The sequence below is a fragment of the Thiosulfatihalobacter marinus genome (genome assembly GCF_016019955.1).
GTDB classification, from domain to species: Bacteria; Pseudomonadota; Alphaproteobacteria; order Rhodobacterales; family Rhodobacteraceae; genus Shimia; species Shimia marinus_A.
In genome coordinates this window covers 18,283-41,294 of sequence record NZ_JAECRZ010000007.1, presented here as the reverse complement: position 1 = coordinate 41,294, position 23,012 = coordinate 18,283, and the positions used below count along the sequence as shown (strand labels likewise).

Annotated in this window: 23 protein-coding genes; 15 read left to right on the top strand and 8 right to left on the bottom strand. The window is 60.4% G+C overall.

The window, feature by feature from the left end:
- Positions 1 to 51 precede the first annotated feature (51 nt).
- The 5 genes from I3253_RS11835 to I3253_RS11815 all read left to right on the top strand — a co-directional run bounded on the left by I3253_RS11835 (position 52) and on the right by I3253_RS11815 (position 4,237).
- A complete protein-coding gene (locus I3253_RS11835) occupies positions 52 to 891 on the top strand; it encodes an AAA family ATPase (RefSeq protein WP_197917889.1) in 840 nt (279 codons plus the stop codon).
- A gap of 166 nt (positions 892 to 1,057) precedes the next feature.
- Positions 1,058 to 1,513: a GNAT family N-acetyltransferase gene (locus I3253_RS11830; protein ID WP_197917888.1), complete on the top strand. Its 456-nt coding sequence runs from the start codon at positions 1,058 to 1,060 to the stop codon at positions 1,511 to 1,513.
- A complete protein-coding gene (locus tag I3253_RS11825; RefSeq protein WP_197917887.1) occupies positions 1,510 to 2,874 on the top strand; it encodes a DUF2927 domain-containing protein in 1,365 nt (454 codons plus the stop codon). The genes I3253_RS11830 and I3253_RS11825 overlap by 4 nt, the downstream gene beginning before the upstream one ends.
- Before the next feature lie 6 nt (positions 2,875 to 2,880).
- Positions 2,881 to 3,048 (top strand): hypothetical protein, encoded by a 168-nt coding sequence (locus tag I3253_RS11820; RefSeq protein ID WP_197917886.1) that lies wholly within the window; start codon positions 2,881 to 2,883, stop codon positions 3,046 to 3,048.
- Between the two features lie 4 nt (positions 3,049 to 3,052).
- Positions 3,053 to 4,237 carry a vWA domain-containing protein gene (locus tag I3253_RS11815; protein ID WP_197917885.1) on the top strand — a complete coding sequence of 395 codons (1,185 nt, stop codon included), beginning with the start codon at positions 3,053 to 3,055 and terminating at the stop codon, positions 4,235 to 4,237.
- Positions 4,238 to 4,662: 425 nt separating this feature from the next.
- Here I3253_RS11815 and I3253_RS11810 read toward each other — a convergent pair whose 3' ends face one another.
- Positions 4,663 to 6,219, bottom strand: coding sequence for an NAD(P)H-hydrate dehydratase (locus I3253_RS11810; protein ID WP_197917884.1), 1,557 nt, complete (start codon positions 6,217 to 6,219; stop codon positions 4,663 to 4,665).
- Between the two features lie 173 nt (positions 6,220 to 6,392).
- On the opposite strand from I3253_RS11810, the gene I3253_RS11805 reads away from it, so the two are divergent.
- The 3 genes from I3253_RS11805 (at position 6,393) to I3253_RS11795 (ending at position 8,834) form a co-directional block, all read left to right on the top strand.
- Entirely contained in the window at positions 6,393 to 6,731 is a 339-nt protein-coding gene (locus I3253_RS11805) for a P-II family nitrogen regulator (protein ID WP_197917883.1), read from the top strand.
- A 36-nt stretch (positions 6,732 to 6,767) separates the two neighbouring features.
- Positions 6,768 to 8,174 carry a type I glutamate--ammonia ligase gene (gene glnA, locus I3253_RS11800; RefSeq protein ID WP_197917882.1) on the top strand — a complete coding sequence of 469 codons (1,407 nt, stop codon included), beginning with the start codon at positions 6,768 to 6,770 and terminating at the stop codon, positions 8,172 to 8,174.
- A gap of 174 nt (positions 8,175 to 8,348) precedes the next feature.
- Entirely contained in the window at positions 8,349 to 8,834 is a 486-nt protein-coding gene (locus I3253_RS11795; RefSeq protein WP_197917881.1) for a flavodoxin family protein, read from the top strand.
- On the opposite strand, the gene I3253_RS11790 is transcribed toward I3253_RS11795, so the two are convergent.
- Positions 8,795 to 9,592 carry a heme-dependent oxidative N-demethylase family protein gene (locus I3253_RS11790; protein WP_197917880.1) on the bottom strand — a complete coding sequence of 266 codons (798 nt, stop codon included), beginning with the start codon at positions 9,590 to 9,592 and terminating at the stop codon, positions 8,795 to 8,797. The two genes, I3253_RS11795 and I3253_RS11790, sit on opposite strands and share 40 nt — an antisense overlap.
- A gap of 123 nt (positions 9,593 to 9,715) precedes the next feature.
- On the opposite strand from I3253_RS11790, the gene dddP reads away from it, so the two are divergent.
- A complete protein-coding gene (gene dddP / locus I3253_RS11785) occupies positions 9,716 to 11,062 on the top strand; it encodes a dimethylsulfonioproprionate lyase DddP (RefSeq protein ID WP_197917879.1) in 1,347 nt (448 codons plus the stop codon).
- A 100-nt stretch (positions 11,063 to 11,162) separates the two neighbouring features.
- Complete coding sequence (locus I3253_RS11780; protein WP_197917878.1) at positions 11,163 to 12,380, top strand: bifunctional alpha/beta hydrolase/OsmC family protein; 1,218 nt, start codon at positions 11,163 to 11,165, stop codon at positions 12,378 to 12,380.
- 272 nt (positions 12,381 to 12,652) lie between these two features.
- Here the strand turns inward: I3253_RS11780 and I3253_RS11775 are convergent, their stop codons facing one another.
- Complete coding sequence (locus I3253_RS11775; RefSeq protein WP_197922344.1) at positions 12,653 to 13,204, bottom strand: hypothetical protein; 552 nt, start codon at positions 13,202 to 13,204, stop codon at positions 12,653 to 12,655.
- A gap of 79 nt (positions 13,205 to 13,283) precedes the next feature.
- Positions 13,284 to 13,616, bottom strand: a complete 333-nt coding sequence (locus tag I3253_RS11770) for a hypothetical protein (RefSeq protein ID WP_197917876.1) — start codon at positions 13,614 to 13,616, stop codon at positions 13,284 to 13,286.
- Positions 13,617 to 13,694: 78 nt separating this feature from the next.
- Here I3253_RS11770 and purB point away from each other — a divergent pair, with 78 nt between their 5' ends.
- From purB to I3253_RS11750, 4 genes are all read left to right on the top strand, one after another.
- The gene (gene purB / locus I3253_RS11765; protein ID WP_197917875.1) at positions 13,695 to 14,999 is read left to right on the top strand and encodes an adenylosuccinate lyase; all 1,305 of its coding nucleotides are present in this window, start codon (positions 13,695 to 13,697) and stop codon (positions 14,997 to 14,999) included.
- 132 nt (positions 15,000 to 15,131) lie between these two features.
- Positions 15,132 to 15,689, top strand: coding sequence for a tetratricopeptide repeat protein (locus tag I3253_RS11760; protein WP_197917874.1), 558 nt, complete (start codon positions 15,132 to 15,134; stop codon positions 15,687 to 15,689).
- Between the two features lie 65 nt (positions 15,690 to 15,754).
- On the top strand, positions 15,755 to 16,819 hold the full coding sequence (locus I3253_RS11755; protein WP_197917873.1) for a flagellar motor switch protein FliG: 1,065 nt from the start codon (positions 15,755 to 15,757) through the stop codon (positions 16,817 to 16,819).
- A gap of 56 nt (positions 16,820 to 16,875) precedes the next feature.
- Positions 16,876 to 17,757, top strand: coding sequence for a DMT family transporter (locus I3253_RS11750; RefSeq protein WP_197917872.1), 882 nt, complete (start codon positions 16,876 to 16,878; stop codon positions 17,755 to 17,757).
- On the opposite strand, the gene I3253_RS11745 is transcribed toward I3253_RS11750, so the two are convergent.
- A complete protein-coding gene (locus I3253_RS11745; RefSeq protein ID WP_197917871.1) occupies positions 17,754 to 18,449 on the bottom strand; it encodes a DUF1223 domain-containing protein in 696 nt (231 codons plus the stop codon). The genes I3253_RS11750 and I3253_RS11745 overlap by 4 nt on opposite strands.
- 212 nt (positions 18,450 to 18,661) lie before the next feature.
- On the opposite strand from I3253_RS11745, the gene acnA reads away from it, so the two are divergent.
- Positions 18,662 to 21,349: an aconitate hydratase AcnA gene (gene acnA / locus I3253_RS11740; protein WP_197917870.1), complete on the top strand. Its 2,688-nt coding sequence runs from the start codon at positions 18,662 to 18,664 to the stop codon at positions 21,347 to 21,349.
- Between the two features lie 170 nt (positions 21,350 to 21,519).
- Here the strand turns inward: acnA and I3253_RS11735 are convergent, their stop codons facing one another.
- The 3 genes from I3253_RS11735 to I3253_RS11725 are packed head-to-tail and all read right to left on the bottom strand — an operon-like array spanning position 21,520 to position 22,926.
- Positions 21,520 to 22,053 carry a DsbE family thiol:disulfide interchange protein gene (locus I3253_RS11735; protein ID WP_197917869.1) on the bottom strand — a complete coding sequence of 178 codons (534 nt, stop codon included), beginning with the start codon at positions 22,051 to 22,053 and terminating at the stop codon, positions 21,520 to 21,522.
- Entirely contained in the window at positions 22,046 to 22,195 is a 150-nt protein-coding gene (gene ccmD, locus I3253_RS11730) for a heme exporter protein CcmD (RefSeq protein ID WP_408647815.1), read from the bottom strand. Before ccmD ends, I3253_RS11735 begins: the two co-directional genes overlap by 8 nt.
- Positions 22,195 to 22,926 (bottom strand): heme ABC transporter permease, encoded by a 732-nt coding sequence (locus I3253_RS11725; RefSeq protein ID WP_197917867.1) that lies wholly within the window; start codon positions 22,924 to 22,926, stop codon positions 22,195 to 22,197. Before I3253_RS11725 ends, ccmD begins: the two co-directional genes overlap by 1 nt.
- Positions 22,927 to 23,012 lie beyond the last annotated feature (86 nt).

Here is a 23,012-nt window from a genome sequence, read left to right as displayed (position 1 = left end):
TGTTCACGGTAGGGTGCCGCCCGAAACACGCGAACGGGCAGGAAATTCCTCATGAAATTCGAAGGCACCAAGGATTACGTCGCGACCGAAGACCTGACGGTTGCCGTCAACGCGGCGGTTACGTTGGAACGGCCTCTGCTGGTTAAGGGCGAGCCGGGTACGGGCAAGACCGAACTGGCCCGGCAAGTGGCCGCCGCGCTCGGGTTGCGTATGATTGAATGGAACATCAAGTCCACCACCAAGGCGCAACAAGGCCTCTATGAATACGATGCGGTATCACGCCTGCGTGACAGCCAACTGGGCGATGCGCGCGTGCATGACATCTCCAATTACATCAAGCGCGGCAAGCTGTGGGAGGCGTTTGATTCGGACGAACGTGTTGTCTTGCTGATTGATGAGATCGACAAGGCGGATATCGAATTTCCCAACGATCTCTTGCAGGAACTCGACAAGATGGAGTTCCACGTCTACGAAACCGGGCAAACCGTCCGCGCAAGGCAGCGCCCGATCATCATCATCACGTCGAACAACGAAAAAGAACTGCCTGACGCATTTCTGCGCCGATGCTTTTTTCACTATATCCGCTTTCCCGATTCCGACACAATGAAGCGGATCGTCGAAGTGCATCACCCCGGAATCAAGGACCACCTGCTGACCACCGCATTGACGCAGTTCTACGAAATCCGCGACGTGGCCGGGCTCAAGAAAAAGCCGTCCACATCCGAAGTTCTGGACTGGCTCAAGCTGCTGCTGGCCGAAGACATGGACCCGCAGGATCTCAAGCGCGACGGGGTCAATGCCCTGCCCAAGCTGCATGGCGCTCTGCTCAAGAACGAACAGGACGTGCACCTGTTTGAACGTCTTGCATTCATGGCGCGTTCCAGCCGCTAGGCCGGGTGCTTGACGGCAACGGGGTGAATGAAACCGGCCCGAAACCGGCACAGGCACCCTTCGCTAGCCTTTGAATAATCGAAACCGCTTCACATTCTTGCCGCAGGGCGCTCATATGCTACCCTGAGCGATAATTACGGACATTTTTGAGCAGAGAATGACAGGCATGGTTGACACCAGGGAAATTGTGATCCGCCCGTTGCGCCTGACAGACAAGGCCGAATGGCGCCGAATGTGGACGGCTTATCTGGAATTTTACGAAACCACCGTCTCCGGCAACGTCTACACCACCACCTTTGCGCGCCTGACGGGCGATGATCCACAGGATTTTTCCGGCCTTGTGGCGCAACGCGGCGAAGATTTGGTCGGGCTCGCCCACTACCTGTTTCACCGGCATGCCTGGAAAGTGGAGAATGTTTGCTATCTCCAGGATTTGTACACCGATCCTGAGGTGCGCGGCACCGGCGTCGGGCGCCAGCTGATCGAAGCGGTCTATGCCGCTGCCGATCGCGCCGGCGCCCCATCAGTGTATTGGCTTACTCAGGAGTTCAACGCGCGCGCCCGACATCTATACGACCGGGTTGGAACGCTCTCGCCCTTCATCCGGTACAACCGCCCATGAAGTTGCGCCTGGCTCTTTTAGCGCTTCTTGCGCTTTCGGCCTGCGTGTCGAGCGGTAATCTGGACACACCCACCCGCGCCGCTGTCGCGGACACGACTCTGCCGCCGATGAAGAATTTCGCGACCCCGCAACCTGCTCCTCCGGCACGGGCGAACCGCGATATTGCGCGGGATTTTCTTGATCTCAGCTTCCAACTTGAAAGCGGGCGAAAACTTGATCGGCTGACGCGTTTCGAAGGCCCGATCACGGTCCGAGTCGTCGGCAAGACGCCGGTGGGTATGATGTCTGATCTGCAACGCTTGATCTCGCGCCTCCGAACCGAGGCCCGTATCGATATCCGCCTTGTGCGCGACAGCAGCGCCAACATTACAATTCAGTCAGTCTCGCGGCGCGAAATCCGGCGCGCCCTGCCCCAGGCGGCCTGTTTCGTCGTACCCAATATCTCGAACCTGTCGCAATATCGCTCGGCCCGGCGCAATGCGTCCACCAACTGGGCGTTGCTGGAACGCCGCGAAAAGCTGGCGATCTTCGTTCCCAACGACACCAGCCCGCAGGAAACCCGCGATTGCCTCCAGGAAGAACTGGCTCAGGCAATTGGTCCGCTCAACGATCTCTATCGCCTTCCCGACAGCATTTTCAACGACGACAATATCCACGCCGTGCTGACCGGCTTCGACATGACCGTGCTGCGCGCCTATTACGACCCGGCGCTGCGCAATGGCATGACCCGCGATCAGGTGGCTGCCCGTCTCCCCGCCATCCTTGCCCGCATCAACCCGCGCGGAGAAGGGCTTTCGCCCCGCAATCTGCCGGCCACGCCACGGTCCTGGATCGACGCGATCCAGACCGCTCTTGGCCCGGGCACAGCCCCCGCCGCCCGCCGGGTTGCCGCGCGTCAGGCGCTTTCCATCGCGCAAAATCAGGGCTGGCAGGATCATCGGCTGGGCTTTTCCTATTATGCGCTGGGGCGTCTGTTGCAATCTCAGGATGTGGACGCCGCACAAACCCAGTTCCTCAATGCCGATCGCGCGTATGCCCGCGCGCCACAACTCGGGCCACACCGCGCCTTTGTCGCGACACAGCTTTCGGCCCACGCCATTTCGACAGGCCAGGACCAACAGGCGCTCGCCTTGATCGACCCGCAACTCGCGGTCGCCGCGCAATATGAGAATGCGGCTCTGCTCTCTACCCTGATGCTCTTGCGGGCGGAGGCGCTGGACATGGAGGGCAGACGACAAGAGGCAAGCACTGTCCGGCTGGACAGTCTTGGCTGGGCACGCTACGGATTTGGCCCGGATTGGGCCGTGCGTTCGAAAATTCGCGAGATTGCCGCGCTCAACCCGCTGAACGGGAGATTCTGACAAATCATGATCGTTTTCTTCGCAGCCATAGCCGGTGCCGTTGTCGGCGCCTTTCTGGCCCGCAAACGTGGCGGCAAACGCCTTGATGTCCTGCAGTATACCTTTATCTACGCCGTCGCCTTTGCGCTGCTTGGCCTGTTCGCCACCATCCTGGTGCACAGGTTGAGCCTGTAGGCTCATGTTTCTGAGGTTCTTCGAAAATCTGCGGTCTGGCGGTGTGCCGGTATCGCTGCGCGAATTTCTCGGATTTCTCGAAGGCCTTCGGGCGGGGCTTGCCACCTATGATGTCGAGGCCTTCTACTACCTTGCCCGCACGGTGATGGTGAAGGACGAGCGCAATATCGACAAGTTCGATCGCGCTTTTGCAGCCACGTTCGAGGGGCTGGGCGAGATTTCCATCCAGCAGGTGCTGGAAGCCGTCGATATCCCCGAAGACTGGCTTCGCAAGATGGCCGAGAAACATCTCAGCCCCCAAGAAATGGCCGAGATCGACTCGCTTGGTGGTTTTGACAAGCTGATGGAAACGCTCAAGGAGCGGCTCAAGGAACAGGAAGGCCGCCACCAGGGCGGCAACAAATGGATCGGCACCGCCGGCACCTCGCCGTTTGGCGCCTATGGGTACAACCCCGAGGGCGTGCGCATCGGTCAAAAGGAAAGCCGCCACCAAAGGGCGGTAAAGGTATGGGACAAGCGCGAATTCCGCAATTTCGACGACACGGTCGAACTGGGTACCCGCAATATCAAAGTGGCGCTCAAACGCCTGCGCCGCTGGGCGCGCGAAGGCGCCAACGAAGAGCTTGACCTCAACGGCACCATCCGCGCCACTGCCGAGCATGGCTATCTTGACGTGAAAACCCGCCCCGAACGGCACAACGCGGTCAAGGTGCTGTTGTTTCTGGATGTGGGCGGGTCGATGGACCCTTATGTGAAAGTGGTCGAAGAGCTGTTTTCCGCCGCGCGGGCCGAATTCAAGCATCTCGAATACTATTACTTCCACAACTGTCTGTACGAAGGTGTCTGGCGTGACAATCGCCGCCGTTGGGATGCCCAGACCCCCACGCACGAAGTGCTGCGCACCTATGGACCCGACTACAAATGCATATTCGTCGGGGACGCGTCCATGTCTCCTTATGAAATCGCCTATCCCGGCGGCGCCAACGAGCACTGGAACAAGGAGGCGGGGCAAGTCTGGCTGGAACGTGCCCGCGATCAGTGGAAATCAAACCTGTGGATCAACCCGATCCCGGAACACTACTGGCCGCATACCCATTCCATCAAGATGGTGCGCGAGATTTTCCAAGATCGCATGGTTCCGATGACGCTCGAAGGGTTGGAACGGGGTATGCGGGGCCTGACGCGTTAGGGTCAGGACCCGGTCAACATGGCGGTCTGCCGCTCATCTGGTGTTTCATCGGGATCGTTCAACCGTAGGTTTCGGAATTTGTGGGTTCGTTTCGGCCTTCGGAACCGGCTTTGGCGGCGATTGGGCGGGCTGCTGGAAATCATGGGCCGACCGAGATCATCTCAACCGTTGATCCAATCTGGTCGCTGAACATGGAGTTGTCCGACCTTTCGCGTTCTGGCACCCTGACTTTCCAGACGTACCTTTTTATGGCGTCACCCACGCGCGCGCGCCTATATTCCGCTTGGTGAATTGAGCTATGTCGCACGAAACGACTTGAACGCGCCTTATGCGGCGATAGCGATCGGCGCGCCGCTTCGCCACTTGCCACGACAATCTCGCAAAATCGTTCGAACCTGCCATCAAGATTTGGTCACTTTGAAGGGTCATGCCCTGAGCGATTTCAGAACTCCCGGCAGCATCTCTGGCAAGTCCTCGGCGATCAGGCCCGGCCCGAAGCGCCGCGCACATTCCACGTGCAGCCACGCCGCAATCTCGGCGGCACGCAATGGTGCCTCCCCGCGCGCCAGCATACCCGTGACAAACCCGGCAAGCACATCCCCCGATCCCGCAGTCGCCAGCCAGGGAGCCGCCCTGTCATACACCGCGGCATTGATCGCACAGGCCCCGGACTGATCCGCGATCACCGTATCCGCCCCCTTGAGCAAGACCGTGCATCCAGCCCGCCTCGCCGCGTCACGGGCTGCGTCAACCTTGGAATAGGCTGGCCCGCCCCCTGTCACAGAGCCGATTTTTCCGGCAATATCCGGGAACAGCCGGGAAAATTCGCCCAAATGGGGTGTCAGCACACATTGTGCATGAAGCATATCGAACAAAGTTTCGGGCGCCGCCTCATAGGCCGTGATCGCATCGGCGTCCAGAACCACTGCACGGTGCGCCCCATCTCCCGGCGCCGACGCCGCAAGCGCGACGGGAACCAATTCGCGCGCGCGCTCGGTCCCCATGCCCGGCCCAAGGCAAAGCGCATTGAACCGGCTGTCCGTCAGCACCTTGGCCAAGGCCCCCGCACTGTCGATACGATTCAGCATCACCGCGGTAATCTGGCAGGCCACCTCCATCTGGGCCGCCGGCGGTACCCCCAGGGTGACAAGCCCAGCCCCGACACGAAGCGCCCCGCGCGCCGCCAGCCGCGCGGCGCCGGTTCTTCCTGCGCCTCCCGACAACACAAGGGCATGCCCATACCCATACTTGTGCCGATCAGCCGATTTGCCAAGCGCCCAGCAGATCTGCTCATCGGCGTATTGGACGGTACCGGGCACATCATACCCTTCCAGCCCGATACTCTTGACCACAACACGGCCACAGTGGCGAGGACCGTCATTCAGAAAATGCCCCGGTCGGGCCTGATGAAACGTGACGGTCAAATCCGCCAAGGCGGCACCATGCTCCGCGGACAGCGCCGTTCCGCTGTCCATGCACAATCCTGTGGGCGCATCCACCGCAACGACGCGCCCGGCGAACCGGTCATGCTCGAATACCGTGACCAGCGGGGCGAGCACCTCGGCTGGCGCAGCGCGCGTCAATCCCGCACCAAAGACCGCATCAACCAACAAGTCGCCCGAAGCCTTGGCAATATCCGGGACATGCCATGGTCGCACGCCCCCTTCGGCTTGCCAAAGATTGTGGTTTTCCTTGGCGTCCGCAGGAAGGTTCGCGGCATCGCCGAATTGAAAGATGTCAACAATCCAACCAAGCGCCTTGAGAAGGCGCGCGATCACATATCCGTCGCCACCGTTGTTGCCCGGACCGCACAGCACGACGGCACGGCCCGGCTGATCCGCCACCTCTGGCCACGCCTCGAAAATTGCCTCGACAACCCCTCGCCCGGCCCGTTCCATCAGTTCCAACCCGGTCACGGTCCCGGAATGAATCGCCGCTTGTTCAATGGCGCGCATTTGTGCGGCGGTCAGCAATTCGCTCATTTAGAAATCCCTTGCGATTCAATTCAGCACAGTTTGTCAGCAAGTTGCACATTTTTTAGGCAGCAAATTGGAATCCCCCAACACCCGCCGCCCTGCTACATCTTAGCCAATTGTGACTGCCGGGCGAAAGTGATCTGAGCAGAGCAAGTTGTCAGGTGAGGAGGAATCTCCAGATGAAAAAGATCGAGGCAATCATCAAGCCGTTCAAGCTGGATGAAGTCAAAGAGGCATTGCAGGACTTTGGTGTGCAGGGCCTCAGCGTGATCGAGGTCAAGGGGTTCGGTCGCCAGAAAGGCCACACCGAACTGTATCGCGGCGCGGAGTATGTCGTGGACTTCCTTCCCAAGGTTAAGATCGAGGTCGTTCTGGATGACGACCAGGTCGACGGCGCCATTGAGGCCATCGTGGACGCCGCCAAGACCGACAAGATCGGTGACGGCAAGATTTTCGTCAGCCCCGTCGAACAAGCCATTCGCATCCGTACCGGTGAAACCGGCCCGGACGCGCTGTAATCCACCCTTTCCAAGTTTAGAAAAAGGAAAAAGAGAATGAGCGCAGACGCAGTTCTCCAGCTGATCAAAGACGAAGACGCCGCCTATGTGGACATCCGCTTCACCGACACGCGCGGCAAGTTGCAGCACGTGACCGTGGACGTGGATCTTGTTGACGAAGACTTCCTGGAAGAAGGCTTCATGTTTGACGGGTCGTCGATCGCTGGCTGGAAGTCGATCGAAAACTCGGACATGAAGCTGATGCCGGACACGACCTCGGCCTATGTCGATCCGTTTTATGCCGAAAAGACAATCTGCATCCATTGCTCGATCGTCGAGCCCGATACCGGCGAGTCGTACGAACGCGATCCGCGCGGCACCGCGCAGAAAGCCGAGGCATATCTGAAATCTTCTGGCATCGGCGATGTTGCCTATATGGGCCCGGAAGCGGAATTCTTCCTGTTCGACGACGTGCGCTTCTCCAACTCGATCAACAAGGTCTCTTACGAGGTCGACGCGATCGACGCCTCCTGGAACACCGACACCGAATACGAGATGGGCAACACCGGTCATCGTCCGGGCGTCAAGGGCGGCTATTTCCCTGTGAACCCGATCGACGACGCGCAAGATCTGCGGTCGGAAATGCTCTCGACCATGAAACGTCTGGGCATGAAGGTGGACAAGCACCATCACGAGGTTGCCTCCTGTCAGCACGAGCTTGGGCTGATCTTTGACTCGCTGACCAAGCAGGCCGATGAGCTTCAGAAGTACAAATACGTGATTCACAACGTGGCCCAGTCCTACGGCAAAACCGCGACATTCATGCCCAAGCCGATTTATGGCGACAACGGCACCGGGATGCACGTGAACATGTCGATCTGGAAGGACGGAAAACCGCTTTTCGCGGGCGACAAATACGCCGACCTGAGCCAGGAAGCGCTGTATTTCATCGGCGGCGTGCTGAAACATGCCAAGACCCTGAACGCCTTCACCAACCCGTCGACCAACTCCTACAAGCGTCTGATCCCCGGCTTCGAAGCCCCGGTCCTGCGCGCCTATTCGGCCCGTAACCGTTCGGGTTGCGTCCGTATTCCGTGGACGGAATCGCCCAAGGCAAAGCGCGTCGAGGCCCGCTTCCCGGATCCCTCGGCCAACCCCTATCTGGCGTTTGCCGCGCTGCTGATGGCTGGTCTGGACGGTATCATCAACAAGATCGATCCGGGCGAAGCCATGGACAAGAACCTGTATGATCTGCCTGCCGAAGAGCTAGCCGGTATCCCGACCGTCTGCGGCTCGCTGCGCGAAGCCCTGGAAGCTCTGGAATCCGATCATGACTTCCTGCTGGCCGGCGACGTGTTCACGAAGGACCAGATCGAAGGCTATATCGAACTGAAGATGGAAGAAGTGGAGCTTTATGAGCATACACCCCACCCAGTCGAGTTCGGCATGTACTACAGCTGCTGATCCCCGGTATCTGCAAAAGAGAATGGGCGCCCAATCCGGGCGCCCTTTTTTTGTCCAGCCGGAGCGGCACCGTTTTCTTGCCAAGAAAACGGCACGGAATTTTTGCAAAATTCCGGTTCGCGACATTGCTGGCGTCGCGTTAAAGTAGCACGAGCGTAATCAGAAAACCCCGCCATGTCTGACCTTTTGATCGTCTATCATTCCCGCACCGACGGTAGCCGTCAGATGGCACAAAGCGCCTTAGATGGCGCCAGCACCGAATGCCGGACAATGCTGTTGCGCGCCCAGGACGCTCAGCCTGACGACCTGCTGTCGGCCAAGGGTTACATATTCGCCGCTCCGGAAAACCTTGCCGCGCTGTCCGGTGAAATGAAGGCCTTTTTCGACCGGTGTTATTACCCTGTACTGGGTCGGATCGAAGGCCGCCCCTACGCCCAGATGATCTGCGCCGGTTCCGATGGAAGCAACGCGGCACGGCAGCTGGCACGGATCGCGACAGGCTGGCGTTTGAGGGAAGTCCAGCCGCCCTTTATCCTGTGTACCCACGCGCAATCACCCGAAGCAATCCTTGCCCGCAAGACCCTGACCCGCCAACAACACGAAGATTGCCGGGCACTGGGTCAGGCATTTGGCGCCGGATTGGCAATGGGCGCATTCTGATCATCCCTGTCATGCGGATCCGGCAGGTTTTCACGTGCCAACACAAAGGTATGGATCGAAAACACCACCGCGTCGCTGTCGGGCAGGCGCAGTATGGATTGAAGTTCGGATCGCAAATACGGCGCGGTCTGCGTGTTCACATGGTCACGCGGCGCATTTTCATGGCGCGGCTGATGCAGGGCAGGATCGTTGTACCACAACGCGTTTCGCCGCCATAGCGGCCGCTCTTTTCGCACCCCGTCGAACAGGCGTTGCACCCGACTCGCGATATTTTCGTCATAGCCCGAAACTGGTGTATGGATATCGGTCAGGGGTTTCATGAACTTTTCCGAAAGGCTCCAGCTGGCGGGAAAACACAAAACCGCGCCGGTCAATACATGCTGGTCCCCGTGTTTCTGCAAAAGGCACATGTCTTCCTGAACCAGCCGCCCGACGCTCCCCAAAGGGTCGTCGGCCTCGACCGAAACCTCGCGACCATCCGGACAGATCATCACGTTGCCACGCCGCGCAAAGCCTTCTCGCCGCGTCAACTGTTCCAGCACCCGCACAAGCAGTTCCTGCGCCGCAGGCATCGCGCCGGCGTCCACCGCCACAACATCCTTGCGTCGTGTGCGCAATATCGCCTCGCGCAGGTGCATCTGCCCGGCATAGGCATCATCCACATGCAACCATTCTTCAGGCGGCAATGGCGCGATACCCGGAAGCGCCGCGCGGTCGAAAGGGTCAAAAGGAATGGTTTTCTGGAGAACGGGGATCATGGGCCATTTCTAGACATGGAACCGCCGCGACGCATCTCAAAAAGACATGGCCGCGTCGGAAACAGGCACGACTGTGGGCGATTCGCCCGCTCAGACTAGGCATCGCCGACAAGGGAGATCACCATGAACCATCACTACCGCGACATCCGCAAAATCGATCCGACGCGCGGCACCACTCTGGGTGACGGTTCTCCGAACGACGCAAACCGAATCGAAATCGGCCCGACCCGGCTCGCCTTTGACGAATGGGCGGGTGCGGGGCTGGAATTGCCCAATCTCGCCGCCATGCGCGAGCATCGCTGGAAAAGGCTGACGCAGCATTTGGTGGACCGCGACTATGGCGGTCTTTTGATGTTCGATCCGCTCAACATCCGTTATGCCACCGACAGCACCAACATGCAGCTGTGGAACACGCACAACCCGTTTCGCGCGGTTCTGCTGTGCGCGGATGGCTACATGGTGATCTGGGACTACAAGAATTCGCCCTTCCTGTCCTCGTTCAATCCCCTGGTGCGCGAAGCCCGCTCGGGGGCCGACCTGTTCTACTTTGATCGCGGCGACAAGATCGACGTGGCCGCGGATACTTTCTCAAACGAAGTCCGCATCCTGATGCAGGCGCATGCCCCCGGCAATCGGCGGCTGGCCGTCGACAAGATCATGCTGCACGGGCTGCGCGCGCTGGAGGCGCAGGGTTTGGAGATCATGGAGGGCGAGGAAGTCACCGAAAAGGCGCGCGCGGTCAAGGGACCGGACGAGATCCTGGCCATGCGTTGCGCAAATCACGCCTGCGAAAGCGCGGTCGCCGAGATGGAGCGGTTCGCGCGCGAGAACATACCGCTCGGCGCCACCTCGGAAGATGACATCTGGGCCGTTCTTCACGCCGAAAACATCCGCCGTGGCGGCGAATGGATCGAAACCCGCCTGTTGACATCCGGGCCCCGCACGAACCCGTGGTTTCAGGAATGCGGGCCGCGGATCGTGCAAAACAACGAGATCGTGGCCTTCGATACCGATCTGATCAGCAGTTATGGCATCTGTATCGACATAAGCCGCACATGGTGGGTGGGCGACGCCAAGCCGACCAACACGATGGTCTATGCCATGCGCCACGCCCATGAACACATCATGACCAATATGGACATGCTCAGGCCCGGAATAACCATCCCCGAACTGACGGCCAATGCCCACAAGCTGGACGAAAAATTCTGGGGTCAGAAATATGGCTGTCTGATGCATGGCGTCGGGTTATGTGACGAGTGGCCGCTTGTCGCCTATTCCGACAAGGCCGTGCCCGGCGCGTTCGACTACGCGCTGGAGCCGGGCATGGTGTTGTGCGTCGAGGCGCTTGTCGGTGAAAGCGGCGGCGATTTTTCGATCAAACTGGAGGATCAGGTGCTGATCACGGAAGACGGGTATGAAAACCTGTCCACCTATCCGTTCGATCCGGTCCTGATGGGCGAGCCAACCTGACGCTCTCGATGCGTCACCATGACGTGATCCACCCGACACGCCCCTTGGCGGGCCGGGTTTGCGGGCGCAGGTTGGAGATACGCCAACCAAAGGACCGCCCATGCCCACCAAACGCCTCACTTTCCCCGGCCATTCCGGTGACATGCTGGCCGCGCGGCTCGATTTGCCGGACGGACCGCATCTTGCAACCGCGCTGTTTGCTCATTGTTTCACCTGCTCCAAGGATATTCCCGCCGCGCGGCGTATTTCGGCGCGGTTGGCGGCAATGGGGATCGGCGTGTTGCGATTCGACTTTACCGGGCTTGGCCATAGCGGGGGCGAATTCGCCAATACGACTTTCAGTTCCAATGTAGACGATCTGGTCGCGGCCGCGCGCCACCTGTCGGACCAGGGGCTGCCCCCCGCCCTGTTGATCGGCCATAGCCTGGGCGGCGCGGCGATCTTGCGGGCGGCGGGCGAGATTGACTCGGCGCGCGCCGTCGTGACGATCGGCGCGCCGTTCGATCCGGGCCATGTGACCCATAATTTCGGCGACGCGCTGAACCTGATCGCGCAGAAGGGCGAGGCGGAAGTCTCCCTTGGCGGGCGTCCCTTCACCATACGCAAGTCCTTTGTCGAAGACGTGTCTTCAGTGCGCCTTGCCTCGGCGATCGGCAATCTTCAAAGAGCCTTGCTTGTGATGCACGGACCACGCGACGATGTTGTCGGCATCGAAAATGCAGGCCAGATTTTCGGCGCGGCCAAGCACCCCAAGAGCTTTGTCACCCTCGACGAGGCCGATCATCTGGTCAGCCGCGCACAAGATGCGGAATATGCAGCAGAGGTGATTGCCGCATGGTCCGGGCGCTACCTTGATCTGCGCCCCCCTGCCCCGCCACCCGGTGCGCCCGAAGGGATCATTCGGGTCAACGAAGCCGATCCCGCAGGGTTTTTGCAGGATATCAATGCCGGTCCTTATCATCATGCCCTGGCGGATGAACCGCTGGCCTATGGCGGCACCAATCGCGGCATGTCACCCTATGGCTTCCTGTCCGCCGGGCTGGGGGCCTGTACGTCGATGACGGTGCGCATGTATGCGCGACGAAAGGGATGGCCCCTGGAACATGTCCAGGTGGATGTCTGTCATGACAAGATCCATGCCCACGACGCCGAAACAGGGCGTCAGTCCAAGGTGGATACGTTTCGCAGGGTGGTTCGGCTGACAGGCCCGCTGAATGACTCACAGCGGGCCAGGCTTCTGGAAATTGCCGACAGTTGCCCCGTGCACCGGACGCTGGAAAGCAACAGTCGGGTGATCACCGAACTGGTGTCGGCCTGATCAGCGGCGCGGTGTGGGCCTGGCAACCGGCGGCCTGGGCGCAATGGGATGGACCGGACGGGGTGGTCGTTCGATCGGGTGGACAGGACGCGGCGGTCGCGGCGGTCGCGGCCGGTAATAGTCGTTCCACATCATCGAATCATAATACACGCCCACTTGTGCCGTGCCGGTCACACCGGTGCTTTCACAAGCGCTGAGTGTCAGTCCGCCGGCAACGAGCAGCCCGCCAAGGCGAAGTGCGGATTTTGAGAACAGCTTCATCGCGACCTCCCTCAACGTGACCGTATGGAATTGTAGATGGCGTTGACATCCACCAATGCGTCCGGCGCGTAATCCGCGCTCAGCGCGGTCATACTGAACACCACACGCCCGTTGGGCAGGTCAATCAGGGACACCGTGAAAAATACTGTCTGATTGTCCCGGCGCCCCTGCCCGCGATAGACGCGCGCGGGATAGCCGGCGATACGGCGGCTTTCCAAATCGGTGACAGTCGCACCCTTTGCAACCTGCTGTGCCAGTGATCTGGCATAGTCCTCGGCCTCGTCCAGCGTGCGCAGACCGTCCGGAGAGACAAACCCGATCCATACCCCGCTGTCCTTTTCGGGTTGCAAGCCGATCACCCGCTCGACAACCCGCGATTCCTCTTCGCCCGGTGGGGTCAGCGAACGATCGCCCCCAACCCGCACTTTCCAGAAATCAGGCACTTCTATGCTGAAAACCGGCTTGTCGCCGTCGGTATACGTCACGGGCGTACCTGCATGTGCAAGGCCCACAGCCAGCACAAGGGCCGCCGAGACCGTCGCTAACCGAAATCCTGGGGTCACGTCTCAATTTCTCCTGCAAATCTGATACCATCCTAGTTCGAACCGCCCCCATGTCCAGCCCGGGACAGCCCGATACGTTTCATGGGCGACGCGTCCCGGTCGTGGCGGATCCATCCGGGCCGACAAACCGGACACCATCCGTTCCCTGGCGTTGCACGAGATAACAGTCCCACAACCTGCTTGGGGGCCATTGGCTGCAATAGCGATCGCCGCGCACCTGCCAGTATCCCCAGCTGACCTGCCCGGCGTTGTAAAGCGTGCGGCCAGAGGCGAAGAAACGTTGCCATGCCCTGTCATAGCCGACTTCGCGATCTGTCAGGAATGCCGCGATCTCCTCCCCGACGAGCGGGCGCCAGTCCTGTGCGCCCGCGGCGCTCGCCAGCAACCCGGCGACAAGGGCAAACCGTCCCATCCTGGCGCTCCTGCCTTGTTGTTTGTCGCCCACCAGTCTAAACCGCGCGCGAACGCTCCCAATACACAAGGCCGTGACATGATCCCTCGCTATGCCCGCCCCGAAATGGTTGCCATCTGGTCGCCGGAAACCAAGTTCAAGATCTGGTACGAAATCGAGGCGCACGCCTGTGACGCCATGGCCGATCTGGGCGTCATCCCGCGCGAAAACGCCGAGGCCGTGTGGAAAGCCAAGGACGTGGAATTCGACGTGGCCCGCATAGACGAGATCGAAGCCGTCACCAAACATGATGTCATCGCCTTCCTGACTCATCTTGCCGAACATGTCGGCAGCGAAGAAGCGCGTTTCGTGCATCAGGGCATGACCTCGTCGGACGTGCTGGACACATGCCTGAACGTGCAACTGGTGCGCGCCGCCGACATCCTGCTGAAGGGCATGGACAAGGTGCTGGCGGCGCTGAAGACCCGCGCGATGGAGCACAAGAACACCGTGCGCGTCGGCCGCAGCCACGGCATCCACGCCGAGCCCACAACGATGGGCCTGACCTTCGCCCGCTTTTACGCCGAGATGGACCGCAACAAGAACCGCCTGGAAAAAGCGCGCTGGGAAGTGGCCACGGGCGCGATTTCCGGCGCAGTCGGCACGTTCGCCAACATTGACCCGGCGGTCGAAGAACATGTCTGCGAAAAACTGGGCCTGCGCCCCGAGCCGATCAGCACCCAGGTGATCCCGCGCGATCGTCACGCCATGTTCTTTGCCACGCTGGGCGTGATTGCGTCGTCGATCGAAAACATCGCCACCGAAATCCGCCACATGCAGCGCACCGAGGTTCTGGAAGGCGCGGAATTCTTCTCGATGGGCCAAAAGGGTTCGTCGGCGATGCCGCACAAGAAGAACCCGGTTCTGACCGAAAACCTGACCGGTCTGGCGCGTCTGGTGCGCATGACCGTGATCCCCGCGATGGAGAACGTGGCGCTTTGGCACGAACGCGATATTTCGCATTCCTCGGTGGAACGCGGCATCGGCCCGGACGCCACCATCACGCTGGATTTTGCCCTGAACCGTCTGGCCGGCGTTGTCGAAAAGATGCTGATCTTTCCCGACAACATGCTGGACAACATGAACAAGTTTCCCGGTCTGGTGATGTCGCAGCGCGTCCTTCTGGCGCTGACCCAGGCCGGCGTCAGCCGCGAAGACGCCTATTCGATGGTGCAGCGCAACGCCCTGAAAGTCTGGGAAGAGCGCCTTGATTTCCGCGAATTGCTGTTGGCAGACGAAGCTGTTGTTTCGGCACTGGGTGTCGACGGGATCAACGAAAAATTCGACATGGGCTATCACACCAAACATGTCGACACGATCTTCAGGCGGGTCTTTGGCGACTGAGCCGGAAACCATATCGCCTTTGGTTGGGGCCGTGGCAGATTGCTGCGGCCCTTTTCTTTCAACGCTGACACCTCCGTGATTTCGTTCCAGCCATGCGCTATGCTAGGCTGCGTATGTAACCAGGAGGTCTGTATGACACTGATCCGCTTTGGCCAGGCAGCCGTTCTTGCCACCGCGTTCGCGGCGTTTTCTCCCTTGCCCCTACTTGCGGCCGGCGGCGGCGGCAGCGTGGCGCCCAAGCCCACCCAAACCACGAAAGAGTGCAAGACCGGCAAAGTCTGGAGCGACAAGAAGAAGCGCTGTGTCAATCCGGAGAATTCCGGGCTGAGCGACGATGCGCTTTACCATGCCGTGCGCGAACTGGCCTATTCCGGCCGGCTGGAGGAAGCACAGCGCGTTCTGGCGGCCATGCCGGACCAATCCGATGATCGCGTGCTGACCTATTGGGGTTTCACCCACCGCAAGCTGGGTAATGTCGAACTTGGTATGACCTATTACCAAAAGGCACTTGCCGCCAATCCCGACAACCATTTGGCACGCTCTTACAAGGGTCAGGCCCATGTCGAGGCGGGGGATCTGGTACTGGCGCGGGCCGAGCTGTTACAGATCCGCGTTCGGGGTGGCAGCGGCACCTGGGCCGAACAATCATTGACGAATGCAATCGAAACCGGTGCGACCTACAATTTCTGAGCGGTGACATTCAGGAATTCTTCAGTGTTGGGTGCTTAGGTGGCCCCAACACTTGGAACTCTGACATGACCACGCCAACATCGCTTGCCCGATTGTCCCCCCCGGCCCCGCCACCCAAGGCCAACCCGCGCCTGACCCAGCGGCACAAGGCTGCGATCATCGTGCGTTTCCTGCTGAACGAGGGCGCCGATGTTGCCCTTACCCAATTGCCCGACGCGATGCAGGCCGATCTGACTTATCTGATGGGGGAAATGGGCTATGTCGACCGCACGACGCTGGGCGCTGTCCTCATGGAATTTGCCCAGGAGCTGGAATCCATCGGCCTGTCCTTTCCCGGCGGCATGCCCGGCGCGCTGTCCGCGTTGGAGGGGCGGATCAGCCCGATGACCGCCGCGCGCCTGCGCAAGGAGGCCGGCGTGCGCCTGGCGGGCGATCCCTGGGAGCGTATCCGCGGGCTTTCCGTTGCAGAACTGAAGGATCTGGTGGATGCCGAAAGCACCGAGGTTGCCGCCGTCACGATCTCGAAGCTGGATGTCGGAAAGGCGGCCGAATTGCTTGGCGCCTTGCCCGGCGACAAGGCACGGCGCATCACCTATGCGGTGTCCATGACCGGAACTATCACGCCGGCCGCCGTGGACCGTATCGGGCTGACCCTGGCCAGCCAACTGGACGATGTGCCCCCCCGCGCCTTTGACGAGGCCCCCGTCAATCGGGTCGGCGCAATCCTGAACTCGTCAACCGCCTCTACCCGCGACGACCTGCTCAGCGCCCTGGACGAAACCGATGCCGATTTCGCGGGAGAGGTGCGCAAGACGATCTTCACCTATGCGCATATTCCACAGCGCGTCGAACCACGCGACCTGCCGCGCGTGGTGAAGGACGTAGACGAGGAAACACTGGTCACCGCGCTCGCCTATGCCACGGAAGGCGAAGCAGGCACGACCACAACCTTCCTGCTTGACAATATATCTGCCCGGCTGGCCGATCAGCTGCGCGACGCGGTCGAAGAACGCGGCGCCGTGTCTGCCCGCGAAGGAGAGGCCGCTCTGGCGCGGGTGACGACCACAATCCGCGAATTGGAGGCGGCCGGAGAGCTGAAGCTGATCCGGCCAGAGGAAACGGAAGACTAGACAGACCGGGCCCAGATGCTTAGCAAGTTCAGGAACTCCCTTTCCCGTGGTCGAACATGCCCAACCTTCTCCCTGATCCCGGCACCCGGGCCCGCGCCATCCTTTTGATGGTGGCCGCGGTTCTGTTCTTTACGGCGATGGATGCCTCGGCAAAGGCACTGGCGCGCGAAGTCGGCATTACCACCACCCTCTGGGCCCGTTACACGGGCCAAACCGTGCTTGTCCTGGGGCTGGTCGCCCATCGGTTCCCGGGCGTGATGAAGACAAGGTACCCGAAACTGCAACTCGCCCGCTCGCTGCTTCTGCTCCTGACGACCGCATTCTTTTTTGTCGGAATTGCCAATATCGGCCTGTCCGAGGCAACCGCGATCATGAATGTGAATCCGGTTCTGGTCACGTTGGGTGCGGCGCTGTTCCTGGGGGAGCCGCTTGGCATACGTCGGGTATCGGGTATCGCGGTGGCCATGATTGGTGCGTTGATTGTCATTCGCCCGGGCGGAAACGTTTTTACCCTCTACGCGGTTTTTCCGCTGATTGGCGCCGCCTGCTATTCCGCCTATGCGCTGACCACGCGTTTCGTGGGGCGTGACGAGGATGTGTGGACTTCGCTGGTATATACCGGTCTGATCGGTACAGCGATCATGACCATTCTGGTCGTGCCCGCATGGCAAACCCCGTCAATCACGGCCTGGGGGTTGATGACGCTTTTGGCGGTCTTCGGAACATTGGGCCAGCTGTGCCTGATACGCGCCCTGTCACAGGGCGAGGCGGCAATGCTGGCGCCTTTCGCCTATTGCGGTCTGGTTTTCGCGACGATCTGGGGGCTCCTGTTTTTTCGGGAATGGCCGGATCGGTGGTCGCTTCTGGGGGCCGGAATCATCGCGGCGGCAGGGATTTATGTCTGGTATCGCGAAACGTTCGGCCGCCGCTCCGGCTAGCGCAAACGCGCCGCCGCCAGAATGGGCCCGCTCCCCGCCCTCTGGATCAAAACGACAACCGGCGCGCTGCCCGGCGCGGTTGTTTCAATGTTCAGCGGCCGGTCGCCGTTCCATTTGGTGACAACCTTCCAGTCATTGACAATGTTTCGGTACGTCATGATGCGCCCGGCGTTTTCACCGCCACGGATATTGACGATCTCTTCGTCAACATAGCGCACAAGTTGCACATCCATTGCGACGCTCACGCTGGATCTGGCAGCGATCCACACCTTGTCGCCCCGGCGTTCTATTTTCAGATCCACCGGAGACAGCGCCGACTTGTGTGCCTTGATCAGGCCTTCAACCTTGTCGGGATAAGTGCCAACCACGTCATCCTCGCCGTCCACGATCATTTGTGGCGTATACACGGACCGTTTCCCCAACGCCCTGGCAAACGCTTTCTGACGTGCGCTGTAGGCTGGGGCGGCAAAACTGTCCTTCCAGCCAATATAGTCCCAGTAATCGACGTGAAGCGCCAACGCGATCACGTCGTCCCGATCGGCCAGATTCTTGCGGAAAAAGGAAACCGCGGGCGGGCAGGATGCACATCCCTGAGACGTGTAAAGTTCGACCACGACCGGCCGATCCTGCGCGGTCGCGACACTGGCCAGGATGAGCCATAATGTCGCGAGTAATCCTGACCTGCGGATCATGTGTATGTCTTTCTCATGTCATGTCATCCCCGTTCTTTTCTAGGGCTTCAAAGCCTTAAATGCCAATCACCGTTTTGCGAGACCGGGGGAAAGCCGCGTTTTCTGTGTGCAATGGTATACAAAAAATGCGCACGCCCCCTTGATTGCCGCGCGCCGATAGGTCAAAAGCAGCGCCAGCGAGACCCCATTTTTCTGATCTGAGGGAGGCCAACATGCCCATCAAAGTCGGACAGGATACCGCCAAGACCCGCAAGTCGCTTACGGTCAATGGCAAGTCCATTTCCTATTATTCGATCCCCGCCGCGCAAGAGGCCGGTCTGGGAGATTTTTCAAAACTGCCGGCATCGCTCAAGGTGGTTCTGGAGAACATGCTGCGATTCGAGGATGGCGGTTTCTCGGTGTCGATCGAAGACATCAAGGCCTTTGCCGAATGGGGTGCCAACAATGGCAAGAACCCCCGCGAGATCGCCTATCGCCCGGCCCGTGTCCTGATGCAGGACTTCACCGGCGTTCCCGCCGTGGTGGACCTGGCCGCGATGCGCGACGGCATCAAGGGCCTGGGAGGTGACGCGCAAAAGATCAACCCGTTGAACCCCGTTGACCTTGTCATCGACCACTCGGTCATGATCGACGAATTCGGCAACCCGCGCGCCTTCCAGATGAACGTGGATCGGGAATACGAACGCAACATGGAACGGTATCAGTTCCTGAAATGGGGTCAGAACGCGTTCAACAACTTCCGTGTTGTGCCGCCGGGCACGGGCATCTGCCACCAGGTAAACGTTGAATACCTGGCGCAAACCGTGTGGACCGACGAGGACCAGAACGGCGAAACCGTAGCCTATCCCGACACGCTGGTCGGCACCGACAGCCACACCACCATGGTCAACGGCATGGCCGTTCTGGGTTGGGGCGTTGGCGGGATCGAGGCCGAGGCCGCGATGCTGGGTCAGCCCATCTCGATGCTGATTCCCGAAGTTGTCGGCTTCAAGCTGACCGGCGCGATGGTCGAAGGCACCACCGCTACCGATCTTGTGCTGAAGGTCGTGGAAATGCTGCGCGCCAAGGGTGTTGTGGGCAAGTTTGTTGAGTTTTACGGCGACGGGCTTGACCGCCTGCCCCTGCCCGACCGCGCAACCATCGCCAACATGGCCCCGGAATACGGGGCAACCTGCGGCTTCTTTCCGATCGACGGCGAGACCCTGCGCTATCTGCGCCAGACCGGACGCGACGAGGACCGCATCGCGCTGGTCGAGGCCTATGCCAAGGAAAACGGCTTCTGGCGGGACGCGGATTATGCACCGGTCTATACCGACACGCTGGAGCTGGACATGGGCACAATCGTGCCGGCAATCTCCGGCCCCAAGCGTCCGCAGGACTATCTGCCCCTGACCAACGCCAAGGAAGCCTTCGACAAGGAAATGAAGGAAACCTTCAAGCGTCCGCAGGGCAAGGAAGTACCGGTCGAAGGCGAGGATTACACCATGTCTTCGGGCAAGGTGGTGATCGCGTCGATCACCTCATGTACCAACACCTCCAACCCCTATGTGCTGATCGGCGCGGGACTTGTGGCACGCAAGGCGCGCGAGCTGGGCATGAACCGCAAGCCCTGGGTGAAAACCTCGCTGGCGCCCGGTTCCCAAGTCGTGACCGAGTATCTGGAAGCCGCGGGCCTTCAGGAAGATCTGGACGCGATCGGATTCAACCTGGTGGGCTATGGCTGCACCACCTGTATCGGCAACTCGGGGCCGCTTCAGCCGGAGATTTCCAAGGCGATCAACGAAGGCGATCTGGTCGCCACCGCCGTGCTGTCGGGCAACCGCAACTTCGAAGGCCGGATCAGCCCGGATGTGCGCGCCAACTACCTGGCCTCGCCGCCGCTGGTTGTGGCCTATGCACTGGCCGGCGACATGAACATCGACCTGACATCCGAGCCGATCGGCCAGGACAGGAATGGCAACGACGTGTATCTGAAAGACATCTGGCCCAGCAATGACGAAATTGCCGCGCTGGTGGAAAAAACCGTTACACGCGAAGCCTTTGTCAGCAAATACGCCGACGTGTTCAAGGGTGACGAAAAGTGGCAGGCCGTCGAGACCACTGACAGCGAAACCTATGACTGGCCGGTGAAATCGACCTATGTCCAGAACCCGCCCTACTTTCAGGGCATGAGCAGCGAGCCGGGTACGATTTCGAATATCGACGGCGCCAAGGTACTGCTGATCCTGGGCGACATGGTCACAACAGACCACATCTCGCCCGCCGGCTCCTTTGCCCAGTCCACCCCGGCCGGCAAATACCTGACCGAACGTCAGGTGCCGGTGCGCGAGTTCAACTCGTACGGGTCGCGTCGCGGCAATCACCAGATCATGATGCGCGGCACATTCGCCAATATCCGCATTAAGAACGAGATGCTGGATGGTGTCGAAGGCGGCTATACCAAGGGGCCCGACGGCGCTCAGACCAGCGTTTACGATGCCTCGATGGCCTATCAGGAACAAGGTACCCCGCTGGTGGTGTTTGGCGGCGAACAGTACGGCGCGGGCTCGTCGCGCGACTGGGCAGCCAAGGGCACCGCGCTTCTGGGCGTCAAGGCCGTGATTGCCGAGAGCTTCGAGCGTATCCACCGCTCGAATCTGGTGGGCATGGGTGTGATCCCGTTCGAATTCACTGGTGGCGACACCCGCAAATCGCTGGACCTGACCGGTGACGAGACGGTGTCTATCCGCGGGCTGGACACGATCGAACCGTTGCAGGAAGTGCCTTGCGACATCACCTATGCCGATGGCACCACCAGGACGATCACCCTGAAGTGCCGGATCGATACCGCGCCCGAGATCGAGTATGTCGAACATGGCGGCGTGCTGCATTACGTGCTGCGCAACCTCGCCAAAACGTAAACCCGACGGGTTAAGAAAATCCAAAGCCCCGGCGCGCTGCCGGGGCTTTTTTCGTGGGCCGCGCCAGGGCTGGCGCCCGCCATTGCCACGCAAACCCACAGACGCTGCCGCGCAAAGAGACAAGATTAGAGCCTGTACGTTAACAAAACCACCTTGTGCCGGGCGGGCGCTCAGTTCAGCTTCGCCAGAGCCGGCCGCAGACGCTCGGTCAGTTCACGCTCGGTCAGGGCGCCGGCCAGGCGCAGCAGAACCGTACCGTCGCCGTCGATCAGAAAGGTTTCCGGCAGTCCATAGACCCCCCATTCCAACCCCGTTCTGCCCTCGGGATCGGCGCCTATGGCGACATAGGGATCCCCAAGCTCTTCCAGGAATCCCAATCCGTTTTCAACCGTGTCCTTGTAGTTGATCCCGTAGATCGCCATGCCCTCTTTCTGCAAGATGGTCAGGTTGGGGTGCTCGACCCGGCAGGGCGCGCACCAGCTTGCCCAGAAATTCACCAGTTTCACCTGCCCGTCGCGCAAGGTCTCGTTGGTCCAGAGCGGCTTGTCACCCAAAGGTGCAAGCGCGACGGCGGGGGCCGGTGCGCCAACCAGAACCGAGGGCAATTCGTCGGGATTCTGGCGATTCATGCCGGCAAAGAATAGCCCCGCCAGGGCGATGAAAAGGATCGACGGTACCAGCATCACCGGCGAGACCCTAGCCATTGCGGCGGGTCTCCACCTTGTCCAGATCGGCCCTTGCCCTGCGCGCCGCGAGCAGGCTCCACCAGACCAGAGCAATCAACAGAACAATCGACACGCCATAGGCGCTAAGGACCGTGCTGGCATATTTTCCAAGTTCGGGCATCATCCCAGTCTCTCCCGTGCCAGAAGCGCCTTGGTGCGGCGTTTCTGGATTTCCGTGCGGGTCCGCAGGAACACCAGCGCGATGAACAGCAGGACGAACCCTGCTATGGATATGTAGAGCGGCGTCGAGAACACGTCGGCAATGTTCTCTTCCTTGTCCAGGCTGAGTGTCGCGCCCTGATGCAGGCCCTGGTTCCAGAAATTCACCGCATAACGGCTGAGGACGGCAAAGACCGATCCAACGATGCACAGAACCGATGTCAGATCGGCGGCGGTGTCGGGATCGTCGATCGCGCCCCACAGGGCCAGATATCCCAGATAGAACAGGAAAAGGATCAGGAACGAGGTCAGGCGCGGATCCCAGGCCCACCACGTGCCCCACATCGGCTGCCCCCAGATGGCGCCGGTCAGCAGCGCGATCACCGTCATCACGATGCCCACAGGCGCGGCGGCCTTGGCGGCCAGCGCGCTGACATGGTGGCGGCGGATCAGCCAGACAAGCGACGTGACCAGCATCATGAACCACACATTGATCGCCATCAGCGCCGACGGCACGTGCAGGTAGATGATCTTGACGGTCGATCCCTGCCGGTAATCGTCGGGGGTAAAGAAGAACCCCCAGACAAGGCCCACAACCAGCGTGACCGTCGCCCCGATGGACACCCACGGCAGGACAAGGCCGGCGGTGCGGCTGAACTTGACCGGATTGGCATATTCCCAGATCGAACCCATGTTGTCTTCCTTACTGCCCGGTTGGGTGGCTTGCACTTCACATCGCCGAGAGCGGTGCGGGCGTCCTTGATTTCCCTCAATCCCGG